Origin of the sequence: Paraburkholderia sp. GV068 (assembly GCF_003058125.1) — a bacterium.
In the GTDB taxonomy this organism is placed as follows: domain Bacteria; phylum Pseudomonadota; class Gammaproteobacteria; order Burkholderiales; family Burkholderiaceae; genus Paraburkholderia; species Paraburkholderia graminis.
This window is the reverse complement of the sequence record NZ_QBUB01000006.1, coordinates 241,921-262,086: the sequence shown is the minus strand read 5'-3', so window position 1 is coordinate 262,086 and position 20,166 is coordinate 241,921. Positions and strand designations below refer to the sequence as shown.

Genomic DNA, 20,166 nt, shown 5'->3' with positions numbered 1-20,166 from the left:
GGCGCGAGCTTTCAGAGTGCACCTACCGGAGGAGCACGCGCGAGTAGCGAACGGCGCCAATGCGTCGGCATCCGTTACTTCGATGTCGAATGCAAGTAGGTCGTTCAGACAGATATTGCATTGCTAACAATCTATGCGGCTCCGTCGGACGTCTCAAAATGGCCGATTGGGTGAGGTCGCCATCGGCCGCTTACTGGCATTCCAGCCCGCAAACTTGAAATTGGCTGACTGACCGGTTTGGAGCAAGTTGTCTGGCCGGAGTGGGTCGTCAAGACTCGTTCATACTTCCGGACCGACATTCATCTGCAACGGATCGCCAATGACAGCAGAACGGCATGTAGCAGATGCACGGCGCCTGACCAGCGAGCGCTGGCAAAGGCCGAACGACAGGCGACAAGGCGCCCCGTGGATGAGCCGGGCATTCGGTTACGCCCGCAAACGGCTTCTGTCTGTCGACGCCATGCCCGGCTTTCCGCGACGCGGCTACCGAAAATACGGTGCAGGCAGGGCGCCGTCCAGCGCCAAAGCAATGTTTGCGGGAAACTTCAGGCGAAGGTGAGCATGGACGACTCGGTCTAGCATACTGTGCAGCACGTTAACCGCGTCAACGCTGCAACGCCCCGAAAACAGCAGTGTGGTGTGAACAGGCCGACTAGCATTGCGTCTGGTCGGGTAGCGCTACAGTATCCTCAGGTCACGGATCCTACCGATCCGGGATGATCGTTTCAGGATCAGATCTGCGATGAATTCGGGGAGCAGGGCACGCGGAATATTCCCGGGAATGTCGTCGACTACCTGAGAGGCGACGCGCGCAATAAAGTCGTCGGGGGCGCTTGCCAGACTGTGCTTGTAACTGACTCAGTACTCCATGATCAGCCGTGCTCCGACGCATGTTTTCCGTGCGATTGATTCTATCAGCAGTTGGGGTGACGATTGGCCATCAAGCCGCCGGCTGCGCGTGGTTACAGAGACGGAGTTCTGAATGGCGGGGGAAGTTCTGCCTGAAGTGCTGGCTGTGCGACGTGTTGCCCGGATGCATTGCTAAGCTTGCCCAAAGAAGAGTTCGACCTACATTCGTGAAACGCACACGAGACCCCACTATGGAGCAGTCAACTTTTGCGCTAGAGCACGCCCGGCGTGGCAGTAAGCGCGTGAGCAAAGTCGTTGACGGACGAACATTCAATGCGCCTTGCTCCCGTAGCCAACGCCGAGCCGGCGAGCGAGCGTGGCGAGCCGCTTGTCCAGTGTCCAAATCTGGGCCCCCGGGGTCATCAAGGTCGAGGCCAGCAGCGTCAGGTCGACGCCGCCACAACCCTGACCATACAGTTGCTCTCTTTCGATGAACTGCATGACCTCGCTCCATGTCGCCTGCTGGACATGCCGCAGCAGGCCGATGTCGTGAAGCGAGCGGGCCCGCGGCGCTGGCGGGGTACCGCAGGCGAGTTCAACGAGCACGAGCGGGTGGGTAAGCGCCTGATCGGTGGTGATCAGATGAACGAGAGTTTCGCTGCGTCGGCGGAAATGGTCTACCCACACAGACGTGTCGATCAGTACGTTGTTCACTCTCTGTCAGCCTTGGGGCGGCGCCGTGGGATGTCCGACATTTCAGGGACGGTTCCGCCGAGCGCGGCAAGGCGTTTAGCAGCCTGGACGCGGACGAAAGTCTGCATCGCCGACCGGAACAGGTCGGCCTTGTCCGTCCCCGGGTCGGCAAGTTCCAAAGCTTCCTGATAGAGCGCGTCGTCGATTGTAACGGTGGTTCGCATAGCATTGCTCCATTTTTGATGCGTTTATGCATCAATTCTAGCATCAATCCACACTTGATCAACCAGATTTGGTCAACCACGTTTCCTGCGGGCGCTCATAGGCCGGTGGCGTCTGTCGGCGCACGTTCGTGCAGCGCGCCGCGCTGGCAAACCGATAAGTCTGCGATGTGCGAGCTTCGAATTCAGGAAGGGGGCGTGCTCTCCGAGGGATACCGGCCCAACCACGGACGGCGCGTTGCTCACCGGTATCGGTGCTGGGCACGACTTCAGAAACGGGCGGCAGGCGGCAAGCTGGACAAGAGAGTGAGCTGGATGAGAAGCGCGACATGATTCAGGACCCGAGAGCGTGCTTGCTAGATACGCTTCACGGAACGATAAATAAGAAAAATCAACGTCAGGAATTATGCCGCTGGTGACTTTCAGCTCGGTATGACTTTGCATAGGGCGCCGGGGGAACCCGTGAGAAAGCCGTTGCGCAATCGATGCACTGAGAAACGCAATTCTGTTCTCCCAAGGAGATTTGCCCGACTCGATCCCATCCATTAAATTCGGAAAAACGCTTTACTGAGAGCAGTGTCGTGCGAATAGGGAGTTAAGGACAACAGACAGAAGGTGGAAACGACGATGAAAATCTGTTTGTCTCTGAAAGAAGTGGCCGAGGCGCTTTCCTTGTCGCCGGCGACTGTACAGAAGCTGGTTCGGGAGAAAAGCTTCCCTGAACCGCGGCTACTATCGGGCCGCAGAGTGGGATGGCTCGAACACGAGGTCCGGGAGTGGGCTGACGCTCGTCCGGTTTCTAACCTTCTGCCGCCGGAGAACACGGGCGCTGGAAAGCGGCAAATTCCCAAAGGCGAGCGGCCCGCTTCGTGAGCCATTCGCATTCTGGCATCGTAGCAGTAGACATCGTCGCGGCTCGGACCGGGACGATACGCAAACGCACCGATGCAAGACAAACCTGGAAAATGTAAGCGTTCCTGACGGCTGGTGGTGCTGAGGCCGACATGGGGCCGCCCAAAGTGCGATGTTGACGTCGAAATTGCAGCCGACCTCTACGAGATTGACCCCGGCGAGGTACAGCCCCGGCATCACAAATATTTAGCGTGTCGGGGCAAGAATTTGCCGCAATGATTTTTTAATTGCGGCGTATGCGGTGCTTCGAAAGCGCCCGCTTCGTTGGGGGGAAGCTTTCGGGGTTCGAGGCGGCGCGTAGCTTCCGGCAGGCTCTACCGGGCCGTACTGGAAGGTGCGTGATGGTATCGGTGACCGTGTTTCCGCATGAGCGGTCCTCGAATACTTCGCGTTCGCGATCGTTCAACCAGGCGCACCTCAATTCTCCGATCCAGCGTTCTCAAAGCTGACGATTGCCGCCTGGAATTTCCGGTATCGGTATCGGTGACGGTATCGACCTCGCGTGACCCGGCGGAAATTCTTTCCCGTCTGGGTTCCCCCATGGAATTGACATCGAATGGGATTGTGCGGAACGTGCGCTACTCAGTGACGGCGTTCCGGTCGAGCAACTGCGACTCGGACACCTTCGTTCTAATTGTAGTAAGAAAGCGACACGAAGTCGTCAAATAGGTGCGATGTACTTCGGCGTAGGCTTTGGCGTAGGTCGGTCGGCAGACGTCCGCCAGGCAAAGGCCACTTCAATACTTCGACGAGAACGAATAGGGCGGAGCTGCGAGTCCTACGCCGGAGGAAGAACGCACTTCGATGCACGCGCCGCGGCCAGGCTGCCGGGCGGCGATCACATGACCTTCGATGGATTCCCCGGACTGCGCTTGCAAGCGTCTACGAGCCGGAAATCGTGGACGTATCGCTAGAAGTGACCGGTCGATAGCCGCATGCGGCAAGTCGAGCCCGGTGAATGGCCAGCCATGTCGTTTGCCGGAGGGGCATGCAGAAGTCAACCGGAAGACGAACGGTTGTCTTCGCATCTGCACGTTCTCCCGACGGTTGCAGCGCCTTTAGAATGGGACCTCGCAACGCGAACTCGTAGGCACGTCGGTGTCGTAGCCGGCACCGGAGAACGAGCTAAATGTCCGTTCAGATAACGCCCAATCAACTCATTCAATTGATCATTCCAGGCATCACGGCCGTCTTTGCGTTCGGTTTTGCGTGTGCATGGTTCTATGATCGACGACTGCGTTATCTGCGCCTTCTTGCCGCTTCGTTTGTTGCTTTCGCACTCGGCTCCGCCGTGCAGATCTGCCACCTGCCGGATGAATGGCGATTAAACGCCCTTGTATCGGCGACGTTTTATGCGTTGAGCATTCAACTGTTGGCGGAAGGTGTGATGCGCAGGGCCGGGCTTCACCTGCGACTGGTGACGCATGCGTCGATGTTCGTGCTGGTGCTGGCCGGCATGCATTACTTCTCCTTCGTGACGCCGAACCTGCTGGTGCGTATCTACATTCTGAATTTCAGCGCCGGGCTCTTGATGTTGTTTACCGCGATCCGTTTCAGGAAACACTGCAATGGCCGCATCGTCAACCACGTTCTCCTCTGGGTGCTGCTGATCTTCGGCGTCAGTTTTTTTATCAGAACGTCGCTCACCGCGATCCAACCCTTGCCGCATAGCACTGCGCCGTTCGCGCGAACCATTTTCTGGGTCTTGCTACAGTTGTCGCTCGCCCTGATGGGCGCTGTCTTGGGGCTTGTGCTGCTGGCCGCGGCGATGTCGGATGTAATCGACCGGCTGACTCTCGAACGCGATCTCGATTCGCTCACCGAAACGTTGAACCGGCGCGCGTTTGAACGCCTGGCGGGCCGGCGCGTCGCGGACCGGCGAAGCTATCCGCTCACGCTGATCGCTTTCGACATCGACAACTTCAAGTCCATCAATGACCGTTACGGGCATGCGGCCGGCGATGCGGTGCTGCGCCAGTTCGCCGCAATCCTGCGCGCCGCGGTGCGCGAGAAAGATGTAGTCGCGCGCATCGGCGGCGAGGAGTTCGTGCTTCTGCTGCCGGGTGCTGACGACAAATTCGCGTATGAGATCGCCGAGCGCTTACGCACTGTGCTGGAGTCTTCGCGCTTCGATGAGATCGAGGCTACGCTTCGCGTCACGACCAGTGCTGGCATCGCGCGGTATCGGCCTGGTGAGGACTTGAGGGCGCTGCTGGCGCGCGCCGATCAGCTGCTCTATGCAGCGAAGCGCGCGGGAAGGAATCGGGTGGTCGGAGAATCACCCGGTCAGACGCGGGACGCCCCCGAGCGCAATATGGTGTGATCGTCCGGCGTCTGGCAAAGACCGGCCACCGGGGCCATCCCGGCAGGCAAACATCCGGTTGGCCGCGGCGAGGTGGCGATAGGTCGCGATTCTTCATAAAGTGCTGCCCAGCCGGCAACACCGGCATGCGATTGTTTTTGATGCAGGGCGAAGCGCCTCGCATCGTGGGATGATGTTATTGCAGGCTTCCCCACCACTTTGGAATGCCTGCCCCGCACCTCCCCACGATCAGTTAAACCAGGAGCTCTGATGAAGCTTCGCGTCGGATATGAGCTGTCGTTCGAGTGTCCAGGACCGACGCCGATGATGCTGATGTTGAACACGCATTCTTCGCATGCGAAGGATATTCTTGTGGCGGACGTGCTTGTTACCGATCCGCCGGTGCCGATCAGGCAGTATCGCGATGGCTACGGCAACCTGTGCAGCCGGATCGTCGCGCCCGCCGGCCGGATTGGATTGAGCACGACGGCGCTGCTGAACGTGCCGGAGTCGATGGAAACGCGGCCTATCGACGGTCGGCGCGATCCGGTTGAACAGTTGCCCGACGAGACGCTGGTCTTCCTGCTGGGCAGCCGCTACTGCGAGACCGATCTGCTGGTGGACGTCGCGTGGAAGATCTTTGGGCAGTGTCCGCCGGGCCGCGAGACGGTCCTCGCAATCTGCGATTTCGTGCACCGACATATCCGGTTTGACTACGGACACGCGCGAGCGACCAAAACCGCAGTCGATGTGTACCGCGAACGCACAGGCGTCTGCCGGGACTTTGCGCATCTCGGCGTCACGCTATGCCGTGCAATGAATATTCCGGCGCGCTACTGCACCGGCTATATCAGCGACATTGGCCTGCCGCCGGTAGAGGCGCCGATGGATTTCGCGGGCTGGTTTCAGGCCTACGTCGGCGGCAGCTGGCAAACGTTCGACCCTCGCAACAACGCACCGCGCATTGGGCGCATTCTGATGGCATATGGTCGTGATGCGGCCGATGTGGCCATCAGCAATGCGTTCGGGCCCGCCATGCTGCGACACTTCAGGGTGCATTGTCACCAGGAATAGGCGTGCAACGGCGGACCGCAGAGCCGACGGGCCGACGCCCCTAAGGTCTGCCGCAATGAACCGTGCCGTCCGAATCCGAAGGGCAGCTTCGACTTTCTGGTGCTCGGGCCAGGGCCATCTCGCGTGCTCGCCGGCTGCAGGCGGCGGGCCACACCTCACGCTCACGCGGTAGCCATGCCGCCGTACCGGCTGCTGTTATTTCCCCCGGCAAACCCTTCGCCCCCCGGTGCACAACGACGTCGCGCCCATCGCCTCTGGCCCGCTTTTTATGCGTTGCGCCCTCCGGCAAACCCGCGTATAACCATCCCATTGGATGGTGTACGGATGGAAAAATGAAAAAGCAGTCTGCTGTCGTAACGCCGCGCCCGGCAGGCGGCGAGTCGGAAAAAATCACGATCAACCTCGGCCCCGTCGACCTCGGGCAGATCGATCTCCTCGTCGAGGAAGGCTTTTATTCGAACCGGACGGACCTGATCCGAACGGCAATCCGCAACCAGCTCGCGCTGCATGCGGGGGTCGTGCGGGAAACGGTTGCGCGTCGTTCACTGGTGCTCGGGCTGCAGCGTTTTTCCAGACAAGATCTGGAGGCGATCCAGGCCGCGCACGAGCGTCTGAACATTCAGGTCCTTGGATTGGCCAGTATTGCTGCCGACGTTTCCCCGGAACTCGCGCTGGCGACTATCGAAAGCGTCGTCGTGCTGGGTGCCTTTCACGCTTCGCCTGCCGTCAAGGCGGCGCTCGCCGGCAGAATTCTCTAGCCGCCTGAGGCCGAAGCCAACATCAGAAAGTGGGAAATTAATGAAACTCAATGAAGGCTTTTTGAACTCGATGCACGATGCGATGACCCTGCTGCGTACACGCGGCGTTGCGGAAGCGACAGAAGCGATACAACGCGCGCTGCGAGGCGACATCGGCACACCGAATAACTCGGCACGACGAGAAAACGGCCCAGTGTCCGCGGATTTCGCTCCTGCAAACGTAAGTGAGACTCCCGCGCGTGGCGCACGAGAAGACTGCATTGACGTGGAAGACCGCGGATATTTCGGCACCCATGCGTATGCGAATGCCGCCGGTCGCCGCCAGTATCGGCTGTATGTGCCAGCGGGGGCCGTGGGCGAACCGTTGCCATTACTGGTGATGCTGCACGGATGCACGCAGGACGCCGACGACTTCGCAGCAGGCACACAAATGAATGCGCTTGCCGATCGGCATCGGTTTCTCGTTGCTTATCCGGTGCAACCGCCGCAGGCGAATCCGTCAAAGTGCTGGAACTGGTTCAAACCGGACGATCAGCAGCGCGATCGCGGGGAGCCGTCGTTGATTGCTGGCATCACGCGCGAAATCATCTCCACTCACAGCGTCGATCCCACGCGCGTGTATGTCGCGGGCATGTCCGCGGGGGGCGCAATGGCGGCGATCATGATCGCCGAATACCCCGAACTGTACGCCGCGGCCGGCGTTCATTCCGGTCTTCCGGCAGGGTGCGCGCACGATCTACCCTCCGCGCTGGCGGCGATGAAAGGGGGCAAACGTCCGCGTGGGGCACGGCACACGCCAGAAAATGAGCGCTTGTCACCGAAACGGCCCGTCATCGTCTTTCACGGTGACGCCGATGCCACAGTCAACATCGCGAATGCCACCCGGCTTCTGCACGGCTTCGATGCACGGCCTGACGACCCTAGCGAAGGGCACCGGATCTACCAGGGCCGGCGCGCCTGCACTGTCTGCCGACTGCATTCCGCCGATAGCATCGACGCAGAACTCTGGACCATTCATGGCGCCGGGCACGCATGGGCAGGCGGGAACGCAGGAGGCAGTTACACGGACCCTGCCGGGCCGGACGCAAGTGCGGAAATGCTTCGCTTCTTTCTTGACCATCCGCGACGCGGGTAAGCCGCGCTACTCGCAATCGGCAGTGGTGCGGCTACATGATGGAGTCGAGCGCCTCGCTCGCTGACCGGCATCGAGTACGCACTCGATGCCTGCCACTCCAATAACAAATTCACCAATCCTTATCGGCGATTCGCATTTCGGAATCGCGCATATTCATAGCTTGATTCGCTGGTTCTGTCTCGAAAGCTGCACACCTATACTGCTGCGTCGAACCCACGTATACGGCGTGAATTCGTCAACGATGGTGGCGCGGCCTTCCGCCGTGGCCATCTCAAGATGTGTGCGGTAGCAAAAGGAAACCAGTCTATGCAGGCGTCTCAGGACACCATTAAACGCTCGAAACTCGAAAGTGCGCTTGCAGCATTGCCCGCGCTCGCGCAGGCAATCGGAGAAGATGCGGCCGGGCGCGAATTGCGGCGCGAATTGCCGCTGGACCGCTTCGCGCTATTTCGTGCATCGGGGCTGGGTGTGCTGCGATTTCCAGTCGAGTGGGGCGGCCTTGGCGGATCGCTCGAAGATCTCTTTCATGTCGTGAGTACTTTGGCAGCTCACGAGTCGAACGTCGCGCACGCTCTACGGATTCACTACGATCAGACTGAGCAACTGTTGCTGTCGCCGCGTTCGTCGTTTAACGACACGCAGATCGAACGGGTAAGGCAAGGCGCGATTTTCGGCGGCGCATCGACGGAACTGGGCACATCGCGGCCCGGCGAAATTGTCACGAGGCTCGTGCGCGACGGCGAGCATTTCCGCGTGACCGGCAAGAAGTATTACTCGACCGGTACGGCGTTCGCGGACTATGCGCGTATCAACGTGCAGGACTTGAACGGCGAAAACGTATCGTTCATTGTGCCGGTATCGCGTGAAGGCCTTCAGGTCGTCGACGATTGGGATGGCATGGGACAGCGCATGACAGCGAGCGGCAGTCTTCTGCTCGACAATGTGCAGGTCTTTGCGCACGAGATCTCCGCACGCGGTTACGGGACCCTCCCGGGTCGGCACGGTGGCGCGTTGCGACAGTTGCATCTCGTTGCCGTCGCTGCGGGAATTGTGCGCAATATTCTCGCCGACGCTTGACGCTACGTCGTGCAGCATGGCCGTCCGGTGCTTCACAGTCCCGCTCCGTCTTCACGCGAAGATGGCTTCGTGCAGCAGGTGGTGGGCGACATTGCGGCGCACAGCCACTCGATCGACGCGCTCGTGCAGCAGAATGCACGCACGCTCGACCGCTCGGCGAATGCGATCCGCAACGGCGCGGCGAACGCCGAAGAACTGGTGCTGGAAGGCGCGCTTGCAACCGCGAAGACCCAGCTTGTCGTCAGCAAGCTCGCGCTGCATACGGCCGAGCGGCTGTTCGAAATCGGTGGTGCGTCGGCGACTGCGCGCTCACACAACTTCGATCGCCACTGGCGCAATCTACGCACCATATTCAGCCACAATCCGCTGCTTCACAAAGCGCGAGTGATCGGCGACTACGAATTGAACGGCGTGACAACGCATCTCACCGAAGGTCGCGTGTTCTAGCGCGGCCGTGCCTCGTTTTTATCCACTTGCCGTCACGGAACACCATGAGCCGACGAGACTTGCTGCTATTGCTGGAACCGGGCTTCACCGACCCCAAGTATCCGGGCGAGCGCTTCATCTGTCCGGCGGGCGCGCCCATTGAAGGATTGCTCGCGAGCGATGCGCCGCGCAACGCGCGCCTCGACATTCGCAGGGTGGCGTTTGCACGTCCGCGCGCTGAAGTGGTCGCAGCGCTCGACGCTGACCACCAGGGGCTGCCTGTGCTGATTTTCGGCGACGAACAACCCGCGCCTGCCGATGCACAGGTGCTGGGCGACAAGCGCTTCGTGACCGATACTCGCCGCATTCTGGACCTGCTCGCCGAACGTCACGGTTTTCCCAAGGTGCATTGAATACAACGGCGTTGAAATGCGGGCGCGGATGACCGGGTGGTCGCCGCGCCCGCCTTGCTTTGTGCGGTCGAAAAAAGGGGAAGCGTTAACGACAGAAGTCGCCGCGCAGATGAGCAAGCTCCCGGAGGCGCGCCTGGTTCTATCGTCGGTGCCGTGCTTTGCTTATGCGCAACCGTTGGTTCTTTTGGCGCGGCAGCGGCTTTATCGTGTGCGTTGCTGCATGGCCGGCGATGGAATAGGCCCTCGAACCGGAGGCAGCGCATCGACATAAAGGATCTGCATCAAATGGCGGGACTTAACCGACGCGAGTTTCTGATCTCGACGGCCGCAACGCTGTCAGCCGGCATGCCTGCATGGGCACTCGCGCAAAGCGGCAACGTCGCGCCGAGAAGGGGCGGCACGTTGAACATGCTGATCAACCCTGAGCCGCCGGTCCTCGTCTCGATCTTTCAGACGACCGGCCCCGCGCTCGTCGCCAGTTCGAAGGTACTCGAAGGCCTGCTGGCTTACGACTTCGATCTGCGACCGAAGCCGCAACTTGCGACTGCGTGGACAGTGAGTCGCGACGGTCTTCAATACAGCTTCACGTTGCGTCAGAACGTGAAATGGCACGACGGTCAGCCCTTTACGTCGGCAGACGTTGCGTTTTCAATCGAGCTGCTCAAGGCGGTGCACCCACGCGGTCGCAGCACCTTCGCCAATGTGACACGCGTCGTCACGCCGGATGCCCGCACCGCGATCATCGAATTGTCGAAGCCCGCACCGTTCCTGCTGAAGGCGCTGTCCGCAGGCGAATCTCCCATCGTGCCCAGGCACCTGTATGCAAGCGGCGATCCGTTGACGAACCCGCACAACAGCGCGCCGATCGGCACAGGGCCGTTCCGCTTCAAGTCATGGACACGCGGCGCCAGCATCGTCTATGAACGCAATCCGGACTACTGGGATGCCGGCAAGCCGTATATCGACGCACTGGTGTTCAAGGTGATTCCGGACGCGGCGGCGCGCTCGGCGGCTTTCGAAACCGGCGCACTCGACCTGGGCGGCGAAAACCCCGTGCCGTTGACCGATCTGCCGCGCCTCTCGCAATTGCCGCAACTCGTCACCGAGACGCGCGGCTACCGGTTTCTCGAGCCATTGTCGGAGATCGACTTCAATCTCGATCATCCCATCCTCAGGGACCTCAAAGTTCGCCAGGCCATTGCCCATGCGATCAATCCGCAGGTCGTGCAGCGCACGATCGCGTATGGCTACGCGGACATCTCGCCGACGCCGATCACACCGGGATCGCCTTATCACGACGCAAAGCTCTCGCCCTATGCGTTCGACATCGCGAAGGCGGAGCAACTGCTCGACGCGGCGGGCTATCCGCGCAAGGACGGCGTGCGCTTCCGGCTGACGCACGACTTCCTGCCTTATGGCGATATGTATCGCCGTCAGGCTGACTACGTGAAGTCGGCATTGGCGCGCGTCGGTATCGACGTGACGGTGCGTTCACAGGATCTTCCCGCGTTCCTGAAACGCGTTTATGCAGACCGTCAGTTCGATTTCACGAGTATCGGCGTGAATACGCTGTTCGATCCGAGCGTGGGTGTGCAGCGTCTGTACTGGTCGAAAAACATCCGCCCGGGCGTGCCGTTCTCCAATGCGCCGCATTACAGCAACGCCGACGTGGACCGGCTGCTGGAAAGCGCGTCCGTCGAGACCGACGAAGGCAAGCGCGTCGCGCTCTATCAGGAGTTTCAGCAGATCGTGTATCGCGATCTGCCCATTCTCAACCTCGTGGCGCCGCGCATGATCACGCTGGCGAACCGGCGCGTGCGCAACCACACCGTTTCCGCACAGGGCCTCGAGGGCAATCTTGCGGATGTCTTTCTCAGCGCGTGACAGGAGATCCAGCATGAGCCGGAGTGTGCGTTTCGGAGCGGTTGCGCGGCGGACAGCGTGGCAGGTGTTGCCGACCGTGATCGGCATCGTGATCTTCAACTTCTTCCTGCTGAAGCTGATGCCCGGCGACGCCGCCGATGTGCTCGCCGGCGAATCCGGCTCGGCGACGGCGGAGACGATGCAGGTACTGCGTGCGAAGTTTGGGCTCGACCAGCCGGTGCTGCATCAGTTGTGGTCGTATTTGACTCATCTTGCGCACTTCAGCCTCGGCTATTCGCCGCGCTACGACGCGCCCGTCATGCAGTTGATCCTGTCACGCCTGCCCAATACGCTGCTGCTGATGGGCGTGGCGTTGACGTTCGCGATCGCGGTCGGCGTCACGCTCGGCGCCGTCATGGCGCATTGGGTAGGCCGGTGGCCGGATCGTGTGCTGTCGGTGCTGGCATTACTGTTCTATTCGACGCCTGGATTCTGGATCGGGCTGCTCGCCATCGTGCTGTTTTCAGTGCACCTCGGCTGGCTGCCGAGCGGCGGGAACGTAACGCTCGGCGTCCAGTTGCATGGCTTTGCCTGGTTCGCCGATGCGGCAAAACACGTGTTGCTTCCTGGCGCGACGCTGTCGACGTTCTTCATTGCAATCTACGCGCGGCTCACGCGCGCGGCGATGCTCGAAGTGCAGCGCCAGGATTTCGTCCGCACCGCGCAGGCGAAGGGACTGCACCCGTGGCGTGTCACGGTGCGTCACGTGCTGCGCAATGCACTCATGCCGCTGACGACCATGGTCGGCATTCACTTCGGCACGTTGCTCGGTGGCGCGGCGGTCACTGAGACTGTGTTCAGTTGGCCAGGCCTTGGCCGTCTCGCCCTCGATGCGGTGATGGCGCGCGATTTCAGCGTGCTGCTCGGCGTATTGCTGCTGTCTTCGCTGCTGGTGATTGTCGCCAACGTGCTGGTGGACCTGCTGCAGGCCTGGCTCGATCCGCGTATCGCCTAAGCAGTGTGCCTTTGAATCTGTTCGCTGTCGCTGAACCGTTATTCACCTGAGAGACGCAATGGCTTCCGAATCCTCCAATATCATTTCGACGACGCCGAAGCAGTCTGCCGGATCGTCTTCATGGCGGCGTCAACTGGCCGGTGCGCTGTTCGGCCAGCGCCGTGAGCGGATCGCTGCCGCCGGATTGTCACGGCGCAGCGGACGCGGCGTGCTGCGCACGCTCGCCGGCAATCCGTCGGCGTTGAGCGGTCTTGTCCTGCTCGCTGCCTTCATCGTGCTGGCGCTCGCCGCACCGCATCTGTTTCCCGGCGATCCGCTCGACATGGTCGCCGCGCCTTTCGAATGGCCCGGCAGCGATCCGCAATACTGGCTCGGCACCGATTCTCTTGGTCGCGACGTGGCCGCGGGCATTGCTCACGGTACGCGCGTGTCGCTTCTGATCGGAGCGTCGGCGGCTGGCATCGGGCTGCTCATCGGTACGCTGGTGGGCGCGGTGGGCGGCTTCTTCGGCGGTCTGGTCGACAACGTGCTGGTGCGAGTAACCGAGCTGTTCCAGACTATTCCTTCGTTCCTGCTGGTGATCGTGATCGTTGCGATTGGCCGGCCGAGTGTGGAGGTGATTGCGCTCGCTATCGGCATCGCGTCGTGGCCTACTGTCGCGCGAATCGTGCGCGCCGAGTTTCGCACGCTACGCGAGGCCGATTTCGTACTGGCGGCGCGCACTCAGGGCTTCGGCAATGCGCGCATCATATTCGGCGAGATTTTGCCCAATGCACTGCCGCCGGTGATCGTGACCGCTTCGGTGATGGTGGCGAGCGCGATCCTGATCGAGTCGTCGCTGTCGTTTCTCGGCATGGGCGATCCGAATGTCGTGAGCTGGGGCGCCATGATCGGCGCGGGGCGCGATTCGTTGCGAACGGCGTGGTATTTGACGGCGGTTCCGGGCACTGCGATCGTCGTCGCCGTGTTGGCGTTGAACCTCCTCGGGGACGGCCTGAACGACGCGTTGAATCCGCGTTTGCGGGAGCGTACCTGACCATGAACGCAAGGACCGAAGGCGTGAGCAAAGCCGACAACCTGCTCGAAGTGCGCGATTTGCGCGTCAGCTTCGGCGCGCACGAAGCGGTACGTGGAATCGGTTTTGAGGTTGCCAGGGGCGAGACGCTCGCGTTGGTGGGCGAGTCGGGTTGCGGCAAGTCGGCCACCGCGCTATCGCTGATGCGCCTCGTACCCAGCCCGGGGCGTGTGAGCGGCAGCGTGCGTTTCGATGGCCGCGATCTGCTCGATCTGTCCGCCTCAGAGATACGCGCTGTGCGCGGCCAGCAGATCTCCATGATCTTTCAGGAGCCGATGACTTCGCTCAATCCGGTTCTGTCGATCGGCGCACAGATCGTCGAAACATTGCGTCAGCACGAGAACCTGTCTAAAACCGCGGCATGGAAGAGGGCCGTGGAGTTACTCGACCTTGTGCGCATTCCCGAGCCGCAACGGCGCGTGTTCGACTATCCGCACGAGCTTTCCGGCGGCCAACGGCAGCGCGTGATGATAGCAATGGCCGTGGCATGCCGGCCGCGCCTGCTGATTGCGGACGAACCGACTACCGCGCTCGACGTCACGATCCAGGCGCGCATTCTCGAACTGCTGGACGGCCTGAAACGCGAACTGTCCATGTCGTTGCTGCTGATCACGCACGATCTGGGCGTGGTCGCACAACACGCCGATCGCGTCGCGGTCATGCTGGCGGGCCGGGTGGTGGAGCAGGCGGCCACTGTGCAACTCTTCGCGCGGCCCGAACATGCCTACACGCGCGGGCTGCTTGGCGCGTCGTTGAATCTCGTCGACGATCTGCACTATCGCGGCTGGAAATTGCCGGAGATCCGTCATGTTCGATCGGACGACGGCAGCGCAGCCTTTTCGGTGATCCCGCGCGCGCCGTACTCGAGCGAAGACGACGCGCGGCACGAAGCGGACAACGCCGCAAGCGTCGACGCGCCGTTGCTCTCGCTGCACGACGTCCGGATCGACTATCCGCAGCGTCATGGCAAGACGACGCTGCGTGCAGTGGACGGCGTGTCCCTCCAGATCGCACCCGGCGAAACGGTGGGTCTGGTCGGCGAGTCGGGTTGTGGAAAGTCGACGCTGTCGAAAGCCATTCTGCGGCTCGTGCCGGCCTCGGGCGGCCAGATCCGCTTACGGGGCACCGATCTCGTGCCGCTTCGCGAGCGCGAGTTGCGGCCTTTGCGCCGCCACGTGCAGATGGTGTTTCAGGACCCGTATGCGTCGCTCAATCCGCGGCGTACTGTCGGCGAAATCCTCGACACGGTTCTGGTGGTCAATGGTGTGAGCGATGCACGGCGACGCCGCACGCGCATTGCGGCAATACTCGACCGAGTGGGCTTGCCGGGCAGCGCGCAGCAGCGCTTTCCGCATGAGTTTTCCGGTGGCCAGCGGCAACGCATCGGCATTGCACGCGCGCTCGTGCTGGAGCCCGATCTTCTGATCTGCGACGAACCGGTGTCCGCGCTCGACGTGTCGATTCAGGCGCAGATTCTCAACCTCCTCGTCGACCTCAAACGCGATCTCGGACTTGCGTATCTGTTCATCTCGCACGATCTGTCGGTGGTGCGCTATATCGCCGACCGGGTGCATGTGATGCAGGCCGGACGGATTGTCGAAAGCGGCGACCATCGCGAGATCTGGCGTGCGCCGCAGCATCCGTACACACGCACGTTGCTCGACGCAGTACCGGGCCGCAAGTCCGAGGACGCGCGGGCCGCGTGAGGCGGGTGCCTCGAATCGCTCGCGCCCGTGACGACTCCAACGGAATGAGCTTGATGCCGGCTTGACCGGCGATCACGTCGTGCCCGGTCATGTCCACTCGAATCCGGTTGCCGTCTTACGTTGTGTCGCCATGACGAACGAGGCGCCCGAAGAACGGATGCCCCGGATCGTTGAAACCCGGCGTCGATGGATGGCCCGTGGTAACGAGCGAATCGACGAATGCTTCGTCTTCCGCGCTTAAGCGGTAGCCGAGCGCGGGTAAATAGTCCTGCCACTGCGCCTCGGTGCGCGGTCCGGCAATGGTCGAGCTGATGTAGCGGCTATTGAGCACCCACGCAAGCGCGAATTGACCCGCCGACAGTCCGCGCGCCTGCGCATGCTCACCGACTCGGCGGGCCAGTTCGATGGATTCCGGCCGCCACTCGGTCTGATGCAGACGCCTGTCGCTGCGGCCCGCGCGCGTGTCGGCGCGAGGGGCCGCGCCGGGTTCGTACTTGCCGGTCAGCACACCACGGGCGAGCGGACTGTACGAAATCACGCCGAGACCGTAGCGGTGCGCCGCCGTCAGCTGTTCGGCTTCGGCCTGGCGGTTGGCGATGTTGTAGAGCGGCTGACTTGCGACAGGCGCGTCGAGCCCGAGGGCCTGCGCCGTATGCGCGAATTCCGCGATCTTCCACGCCCGATGATTCGACAGCCCGTAGTAGCGCAGCTTGCCGGCGCGGATCAGATCGTTGAGCGCACGCACGGATTCTTCCACGGGCGTCCAATGATCCTCGCGATGCAGGTACAGCACGTCGATATAGTCGGTGCCGAGGCGCGTGAGGCTCGCTTCGACCGCGCGTTGGATGTGTTTGCGCGACGCGCCTCGCGCATTCACGTCGCGTTCGTCGAGCGGGTTGGCGAATTTGGTGGCGAGCACCCAGCGCTCGCGCTGCGCGGCGATCGCGCGGCCCACTACGCGCTCCGATTCTCCCTTGCCGTAGACGTCCGCGGTGTCGATCGAATTGACGCCTTGCTCCAGCGCCTCTCCGATGATGCGCGCGGAGGTCGCTTCGTCGGTCGGGCCGCCGAACATCATCGTGCCGAGCGTGAGCGCGGAAACCTTGATGCCGCTGCGGCCGAGTTGTCTATATTCCATGAGTACAGTTCCGTCAGAGTGAGTGGGGATCGTTTCAACGTTGCAGCCAGACGTCGGCGAAGCTTGCCGAGACCCCGTCCGGGCCAGTCGTATGGTTGTGAACCGCGCGTGAATACACGGTGAGGTATCGCGGAGCGACGAGATTCAGGTCGGGCAGGTCGCGCTCCAGAATCTGCTGGATCTGCGAGAACAGTTGCTTGCGCTTCGCCTCGTCCGTTTCTTCGGCCGCCTGTGCGAACAATCGATCGATCTGCGGATTGCTGTAGTGCGAGCCGTTCGTGAACGGCACGCCGCGCCGGAAGTTGCCGGTCGTGTAGAGGCGCGCGACGCCGACCACCGGATCGAACAGATTGCTCATGCCGTTGATCGAAAAATCGAAGTCGCGGTCGGTGTAGATGCGTTTCAGATACGCGGGCAGGTCCTGGCTGCGCACGGTGACCGCAATGCCGACTCTGGCGAGCGCCGACTTCACGTAGGCAGCGGTGCGAGCGGGCAGCTCGCCGATCGGCAACGGATCGACCGTCAGCGCGAAGCGTGTGCCGTCGGCCTTGCGTGGAAAACCGGCTGCATCGAGGAGCGCGTTGGCGCGCTCCACGTCATATGGATACGGCGTTGGCGCGGGATCGTAGTAAGGATTCGACGGAATGATCGGGCTGGCAAGCGGCGTGGCGTAGCCGTAGAAAATCACTTTGCGGATCACTTCACGGTCGATCGCCGATGCAATCGCCTGGCGAACCTGCAGGTTCTTCAGTACCGGATTGTCCAGATTGAATTCGATGCGGGTGACGCCGGCCTGGAACTCGTAGCCGCGCGAGTCGAGTGCGAGCTTCGGGCTGTTCTTCAGCCGCGCGAGGTCGGACAGCGGCACCGGGGTGTCGCCGCTCAGATCGATCGAGCCGTCTTCGAAGGCGACGGTGCGCGCCGCAGGATCGGTAATGATCTTGACGACAATCTTGTCCAGGAACGGCTTGCCTTTGTCCCAGTAGTCGTCGTTGCGGGCGTATTCGATGTAGCTGCCGCGCACCCATTTGACGAAGCGGAATGGCCCCGTGCCGATCGGCGCGTTGTTGGCGGGATTCGTCAGCGGGTCGCTGCCTTCGTACAGATGCCTCGGCACGATCGGCGTCTCCGACGAAGAGAACGCCTTGATCAGATACGGCGCCGGCTTCGACAGCGTGATGACGACCGTGTACGGATCGGGCGTCGTAATGGCGGTCACATTCGCGAAGGTTGTCTTGGCGCGCGGATGCACCTGCCGCAGTGTCTGCAGCGAATAGGCGACGTCGGCGGAGGTGAACGGCTGGCCGTCATGCCATTTCACGCCGTGCCGCAGATGAAACACATACTTGCGGCTGTCGTCGCTGATGTCCCATGAAGTTGCGAGCGACGGCTTCGGCTGCAACGAGAAGTCGTATTCGAGCAGTCCTTCGACGACTTTCGCGCTGACCTTCAGCACGTTGGTCGCGGTCGTGGCGAGATCCACCAGCGCGGTCGGCTCGGGCGTGACGACGAAGTTCAGGGTGCCGCCGCGCACAGGCGTCTGCGCGCTTGCGTATGAAGACGAGAGCGAGATCAGCAGGGCGGTGCCGAGTCCTAGCGCGCTGAGCAACAACGAGGTGCCGCGACGACGCGGCGCCGCCTGCGAGATGAGAGCAAGCATCTTACGGTTCGATAGAAAGAGGAGATGAATAGCAGCGCAATGGCAGCGGAGTGGCAGCGGAGTGGCAGCGGAGTGGCAGCGGAGTGGCGACGCCTCAGACGGAAGCCGAAGCCGTTGCATCGCGTCGCGCCAGAGCACCACGCCAGCCCTTCTGTACGGCAATGCCGAATGGAGTCGGAGCGGGGCAGCGGGTGTACCAGAGTCGGCTCATGCGTCTCGCCATGACGTAAAGAGAAAGTGGGGGATGGGTCCGGGATCAGTAGCGCAGACCGGCTTCGCGCAATAACGGCAACACGTGTGCGCCAAAGAATTCGAGGTCCGGCTGGAAATCGAAAAAGCTCAATTGCACGCCGTCGATACCGGCCCGGTGAAGCCGCACGATGTAATCGGCGATTTGCTGCGGCGAGCCGACTATCGAAATGTTGCCCCCCACCGCGCGCGCGGCTGCCTGATTGCGCTGTTCGGGATTGCCACGCCACGCGTGCGCGTCGCTTTCGAAGCGATGGAAGCTGCCTTCGTCGCCATGCGCGACGATCGCGTCGCGATAGGCCAGCGCTTCGGCAGCCGTTTCGCGGCAAATCACCATGGGATTGATCAGCGTGCGGATCTTGCGGCCATACTTCGCCGCAGTGGCCTTCACACGCGCCGTGTGCGCGGGCAAGGCGGCGAGCGCCGCTTCGATCTCCGAGCCCGCGGGACTCGTGATGAACACCACGTCGGAATAGCGGGCGGCGAACTCGATCCCCGCATCGGAGCCGGTCGCATTGACGAGCAACGGGCGGCCGTATTGCGGCTTCGGCGTGACGAACGCCGTGTCGAGCCTCCAGCTCGACAAAGGCGGCGCAAAGCTGAAGTTATCGGGCTGTGCCCATAGCTGTTGCACGGCGTCGAGGAACTCGCTCGCCAGCTCATAGCGGCGATCGTGCTCGATGCGATGCCAGCCGAACATCTCGTGTTCGACGGCCCGATGCCCGGTGACGACATTGATGCCCCAGCGTCCCTTCGAAATGTGATCGAGCGTCGCGCAAAACTTTGCGAAATGCAGCGGATGCCACGGCCCGTACAGCACATGGCTGGTTGCGACCAGGATGATTTTTTCGGTGCACGCGGTCATGGCCGCGAGCGACATGAATGAGTCGAGCGCCTCGCCGTTGAACACGCCGCCGTAGCCGCCTTTGGGGAGCCACTGCGAGAGGGCGAAGACGAGATCGAAACCGAGGCTCTCGGCTCTCTGCACCAGCGCGAGGTTGTAGTCGAAGTTCCAGTCGGTGGTGCGCGGCAGCGTCGACGCGCTCCAGCCGCCCGCCTGAATTGGCAGGAAGAGCCCGAGCAGCAGCGGCTGTTCGAGCGCGCATGCAACGGGACTGGCAGGGAAGTCGGCGGGCGAGCGCACCGGCACGAAAGACGTGGCGTCCGGCGCTTGTCCTAATGCTTGCGGTGCGGCGGCGAGAAGGGTGTCGGTCATGGCGATAATCGGTGTAGAGAACGTGGCGGTTCGGTTCGGCGTGGCGCGTGTCAGGTCTCGCTCTTCGGCCGGATGGCGGCGCGATCAACGGCGATGCAGCCTAAGCGCATGCCTGGGCGCAGCGCGTCAGGTTTTGCCGGTCGCGGGCGGCCGCACACCATTCGGATAGAAGTCGCCGATCACCGCGTACTTCCAGCGCACCGGGTCATGCACCGTGTGGACCCGCCCGGTGTTGCGGATGAGCGCCAATGGCGCGAAAAAACCGGTCATGACGGATATATCCGATGCTGTGACAGACGAAGTTCAGGGTCGGGCGTCGCATTCGGGCAGTCGCACCGGAGCCCTCAAAACTTACCGGCAAGTCGACACATCGGACAACGAACA

General features: G+C 61.9%; 16 protein-coding genes and 2 pseudogenes. 12 read left to right on the top strand and 6 right to left on the bottom strand.

All coding sequences use genetic code 11. The annotated features are described in order from the left end of the window. Nucleotides 1–1,179: 1,179 nt before the first annotated feature. Together C8K18_RS15260 and C8K18_RS15255 are read right to left on the bottom strand one after the other, a co-directional pair. Nucleotides 1,180–1,563 carry a type II toxin-antitoxin system VapC family toxin gene (locus tag C8K18_RS15260; protein ID WP_107707987.1) on the bottom strand — a complete coding sequence of 128 codons (384 nt, stop codon included), beginning with the start codon at nucleotides 1,561–1,563 and terminating at the stop codon, nucleotides 1,180–1,182. Next, nucleotides 1,560–1,766, bottom strand: coding sequence for a type II toxin-antitoxin system VapB family antitoxin (locus tag C8K18_RS15255; protein WP_107707985.1), 207 nt, complete (start codon nucleotides 1,764–1,766; stop codon nucleotides 1,560–1,562). The genes C8K18_RS15260 and C8K18_RS15255 overlap by 4 nt, the downstream gene beginning before the upstream one ends. A gap of 624 nt (nucleotides 1,767–2,390) precedes the next feature. Between C8K18_RS15255 and C8K18_RS15250 the strand changes: the two genes are divergently transcribed. From C8K18_RS15250 to C8K18_RS15195, 12 genes and pseudogenes are all read left to right on the top strand, one after another. After that, on the top strand, nucleotides 2,391–2,636 hold the full coding sequence (locus C8K18_RS15250) for an AlpA family transcriptional regulator (protein ID WP_107707983.1): 246 nt from the start codon (nucleotides 2,391–2,393) through the stop codon (nucleotides 2,634–2,636). Between the two features lie 881 nt (nucleotides 2,637–3,517). Then, a pseudogene (locus C8K18_RS33695) lies at nucleotides 3,518–3,658 on the top strand (alpha/beta hydrolase); the annotation flags it as partial. 308 nt (nucleotides 3,659–3,966) lie between these two features. Beyond that, nucleotides 3,967–4,998, top strand: a complete 1,032-nt coding sequence (locus C8K18_RS15240; RefSeq protein ID WP_258196128.1) for a GGDEF domain-containing protein — start codon at nucleotides 3,967–3,969, stop codon at nucleotides 4,996–4,998. A 249-nt stretch (nucleotides 4,999–5,247) separates the two neighbouring features. Further along, nucleotides 5,248–6,051, top strand: coding sequence for a transglutaminase family protein (locus C8K18_RS15235; protein WP_053860454.1), 804 nt, complete (start codon nucleotides 5,248–5,250; stop codon nucleotides 6,049–6,051). Between the two features lie 332 nt (nucleotides 6,052–6,383). Then, nucleotides 6,384–6,809 (top strand): CopG family transcriptional regulator, encoded by a 426-nt coding sequence (locus C8K18_RS15230; protein ID WP_029968769.1) that lies wholly within the window; start codon nucleotides 6,384–6,386, stop codon nucleotides 6,807–6,809. Between the two features lie 40 nt (nucleotides 6,810–6,849). Next, nucleotides 6,850–7,944 carry a PHB depolymerase family esterase gene (locus C8K18_RS15225; RefSeq protein ID WP_107707979.1) on the top strand — a complete coding sequence of 365 codons (1,095 nt, stop codon included), beginning with the start codon at nucleotides 6,850–6,852 and terminating at the stop codon, nucleotides 7,942–7,944. Between the two features lie 306 nt (nucleotides 7,945–8,250). Next, a pseudogene (locus C8K18_RS15220) lies at nucleotides 8,251–9,468 on the top strand (acyl-CoA dehydrogenase family protein). A gap of 44 nt (nucleotides 9,469–9,512) precedes the next feature. Continuing rightward, on the top strand, nucleotides 9,513–9,860 hold the full coding sequence (locus C8K18_RS15215) for a DUF3088 domain-containing protein (protein ID WP_006051635.1): 348 nt from the start codon (nucleotides 9,513–9,515) through the stop codon (nucleotides 9,858–9,860). Between the two features lie 285 nt (nucleotides 9,861–10,145). Further along, nucleotides 10,146–11,744, top strand: coding sequence for an ABC transporter substrate-binding protein (locus C8K18_RS15210; RefSeq protein ID WP_107707977.1), 1,599 nt, complete (start codon nucleotides 10,146–10,148; stop codon nucleotides 11,742–11,744). Nucleotides 11,745–11,757: 13 nt separating this feature from the next. Continuing rightward, complete coding sequence (locus C8K18_RS15205; protein WP_107707975.1) at nucleotides 11,758–12,738, top strand: ABC transporter permease; 981 nt, start codon at nucleotides 11,758–11,760, stop codon at nucleotides 12,736–12,738. Between the two features lie 58 nt (nucleotides 12,739–12,796). Then, nucleotides 12,797–13,774, top strand: a complete 978-nt coding sequence (locus C8K18_RS15200; protein ID WP_107707973.1) for an ABC transporter permease — start codon at nucleotides 12,797–12,799, stop codon at nucleotides 13,772–13,774. 2 nt (nucleotides 13,775–13,776) lie between these two features. Beyond that, the gene (locus tag C8K18_RS15195; RefSeq protein WP_107707972.1) at nucleotides 13,777–15,519 is read left to right on the top strand and encodes an ABC transporter ATP-binding protein; all 1,743 of its coding nucleotides are present in this window, start codon (nucleotides 13,777–13,779) and stop codon (nucleotides 15,517–15,519) included. A 115-nt stretch (nucleotides 15,520–15,634) separates the two neighbouring features. On the opposite strand, the gene C8K18_RS15190 is transcribed toward C8K18_RS15195, so the two are convergent. The 4 genes from C8K18_RS15190 to C8K18_RS33310 form a co-directional block, all read right to left on the bottom strand. Beyond that, on the bottom strand, nucleotides 15,635–16,657 hold the full coding sequence (locus tag C8K18_RS15190; protein WP_107707971.1) for an aldo/keto reductase: 1,023 nt from the start codon (nucleotides 16,655–16,657) through the stop codon (nucleotides 15,635–15,637). Between the two features lie 34 nt (nucleotides 16,658–16,691). Further along, nucleotides 16,692–18,317, bottom strand: coding sequence for an ABC transporter substrate-binding protein (locus C8K18_RS15185; RefSeq protein ID WP_107707970.1), 1,626 nt, complete (start codon nucleotides 18,315–18,317; stop codon nucleotides 16,692–16,694). Nucleotides 18,318–18,573: 256 nt separating this feature from the next. After that, nucleotides 18,574–19,782, bottom strand: coding sequence for an LLM class flavin-dependent oxidoreductase (locus tag C8K18_RS15180; RefSeq protein ID WP_107707969.1), 1,209 nt, complete (start codon nucleotides 19,780–19,782; stop codon nucleotides 18,574–18,576). 126 nt (nucleotides 19,783–19,908) lie between these two features. After that, nucleotides 19,909–20,052, bottom strand: coding sequence for a hypothetical protein (locus C8K18_RS33310; protein ID WP_165919855.1), 144 nt, complete (start codon nucleotides 20,050–20,052; stop codon nucleotides 19,909–19,911). Nucleotides 20,053–20,166: the final 114 nt, after the last annotated feature.

Bases quoted from the DNA above. Each gene is read 5' to 3' on its own strand.
- C8K18_RS15255 (WP_107707985.1), bottom strand. From the start codon at position 1,766: ATGCGAACCACCGTTACAATCGACGACGCGCTCTATCAGGAAGCTTTG.
- C8K18_RS15250 (WP_107707983.1), top strand. From the start codon at position 2,391: ATGAAAATCTGTTTGTCTCTGAAAGAAGTGGCCGAGGCGCTTTCCTTG.
- C8K18_RS15235 (WP_053860454.1), top strand. From the start codon at position 5,248: ATGAAGCTTCGCGTCGGATATGAGCTGTCGTTCGAGTGTCCAGGACCG.
- C8K18_RS15230 (WP_029968769.1), top strand. From the start codon at position 6,384: ATGAAAAAGCAGTCTGCTGTCGTAACGCCGCGCCCGGCAGGCGGCGAG.
- C8K18_RS15225 (WP_107707979.1), top strand. From the start codon at position 6,850: ATGAAACTCAATGAAGGCTTTTTGAACTCGATGCACGATGCGATGACC.
- C8K18_RS15215 (WP_006051635.1), top strand. From the start codon at position 9,513: ATGAGCCGACGAGACTTGCTGCTATTGCTGGAACCGGGCTTCACCGAC.
- C8K18_RS15210 (WP_107707977.1), top strand. From the start codon at position 10,146: ATGGCGGGACTTAACCGACGCGAGTTTCTGATCTCGACGGCCGCAACG.
- C8K18_RS15205 (WP_107707975.1), top strand. From the start codon at position 11,758: ATGAGCCGGAGTGTGCGTTTCGGAGCGGTTGCGCGGCGGACAGCGTGG.
- C8K18_RS15200 (WP_107707973.1), top strand. From the start codon at position 12,797: ATGGCTTCCGAATCCTCCAATATCATTTCGACGACGCCGAAGCAGTCT.
- C8K18_RS15195 (WP_107707972.1), top strand. From the start codon at position 13,777: ATGAACGCAAGGACCGAAGGCGTGAGCAAAGCCGACAACCTGCTCGAA.
- C8K18_RS15190 (WP_107707971.1), bottom strand. From the start codon at position 16,657: ATGGAATATAGACAACTCGGCCGCAGCGGCATCAAGGTTTCCGCGCTC.
- C8K18_RS15185 (WP_107707970.1), bottom strand. From the start codon at position 18,317: ATGCTTGCTCTCATCTCGCAGGCGGCGCCGCGTCGTCGCGGCACCTCG.
- C8K18_RS15180 (WP_107707969.1), bottom strand. From the start codon at position 19,782: ATGACCGACACCCTTCTCGCCGCCGCACCGCAAGCATTAGGACAAGCG.
- C8K18_RS33310 (WP_165919855.1), bottom strand. From the start codon at position 20,052: ATGACCGGTTTTTTCGCGCCATTGGCGCTCATCCGCAACACCGGGCGG.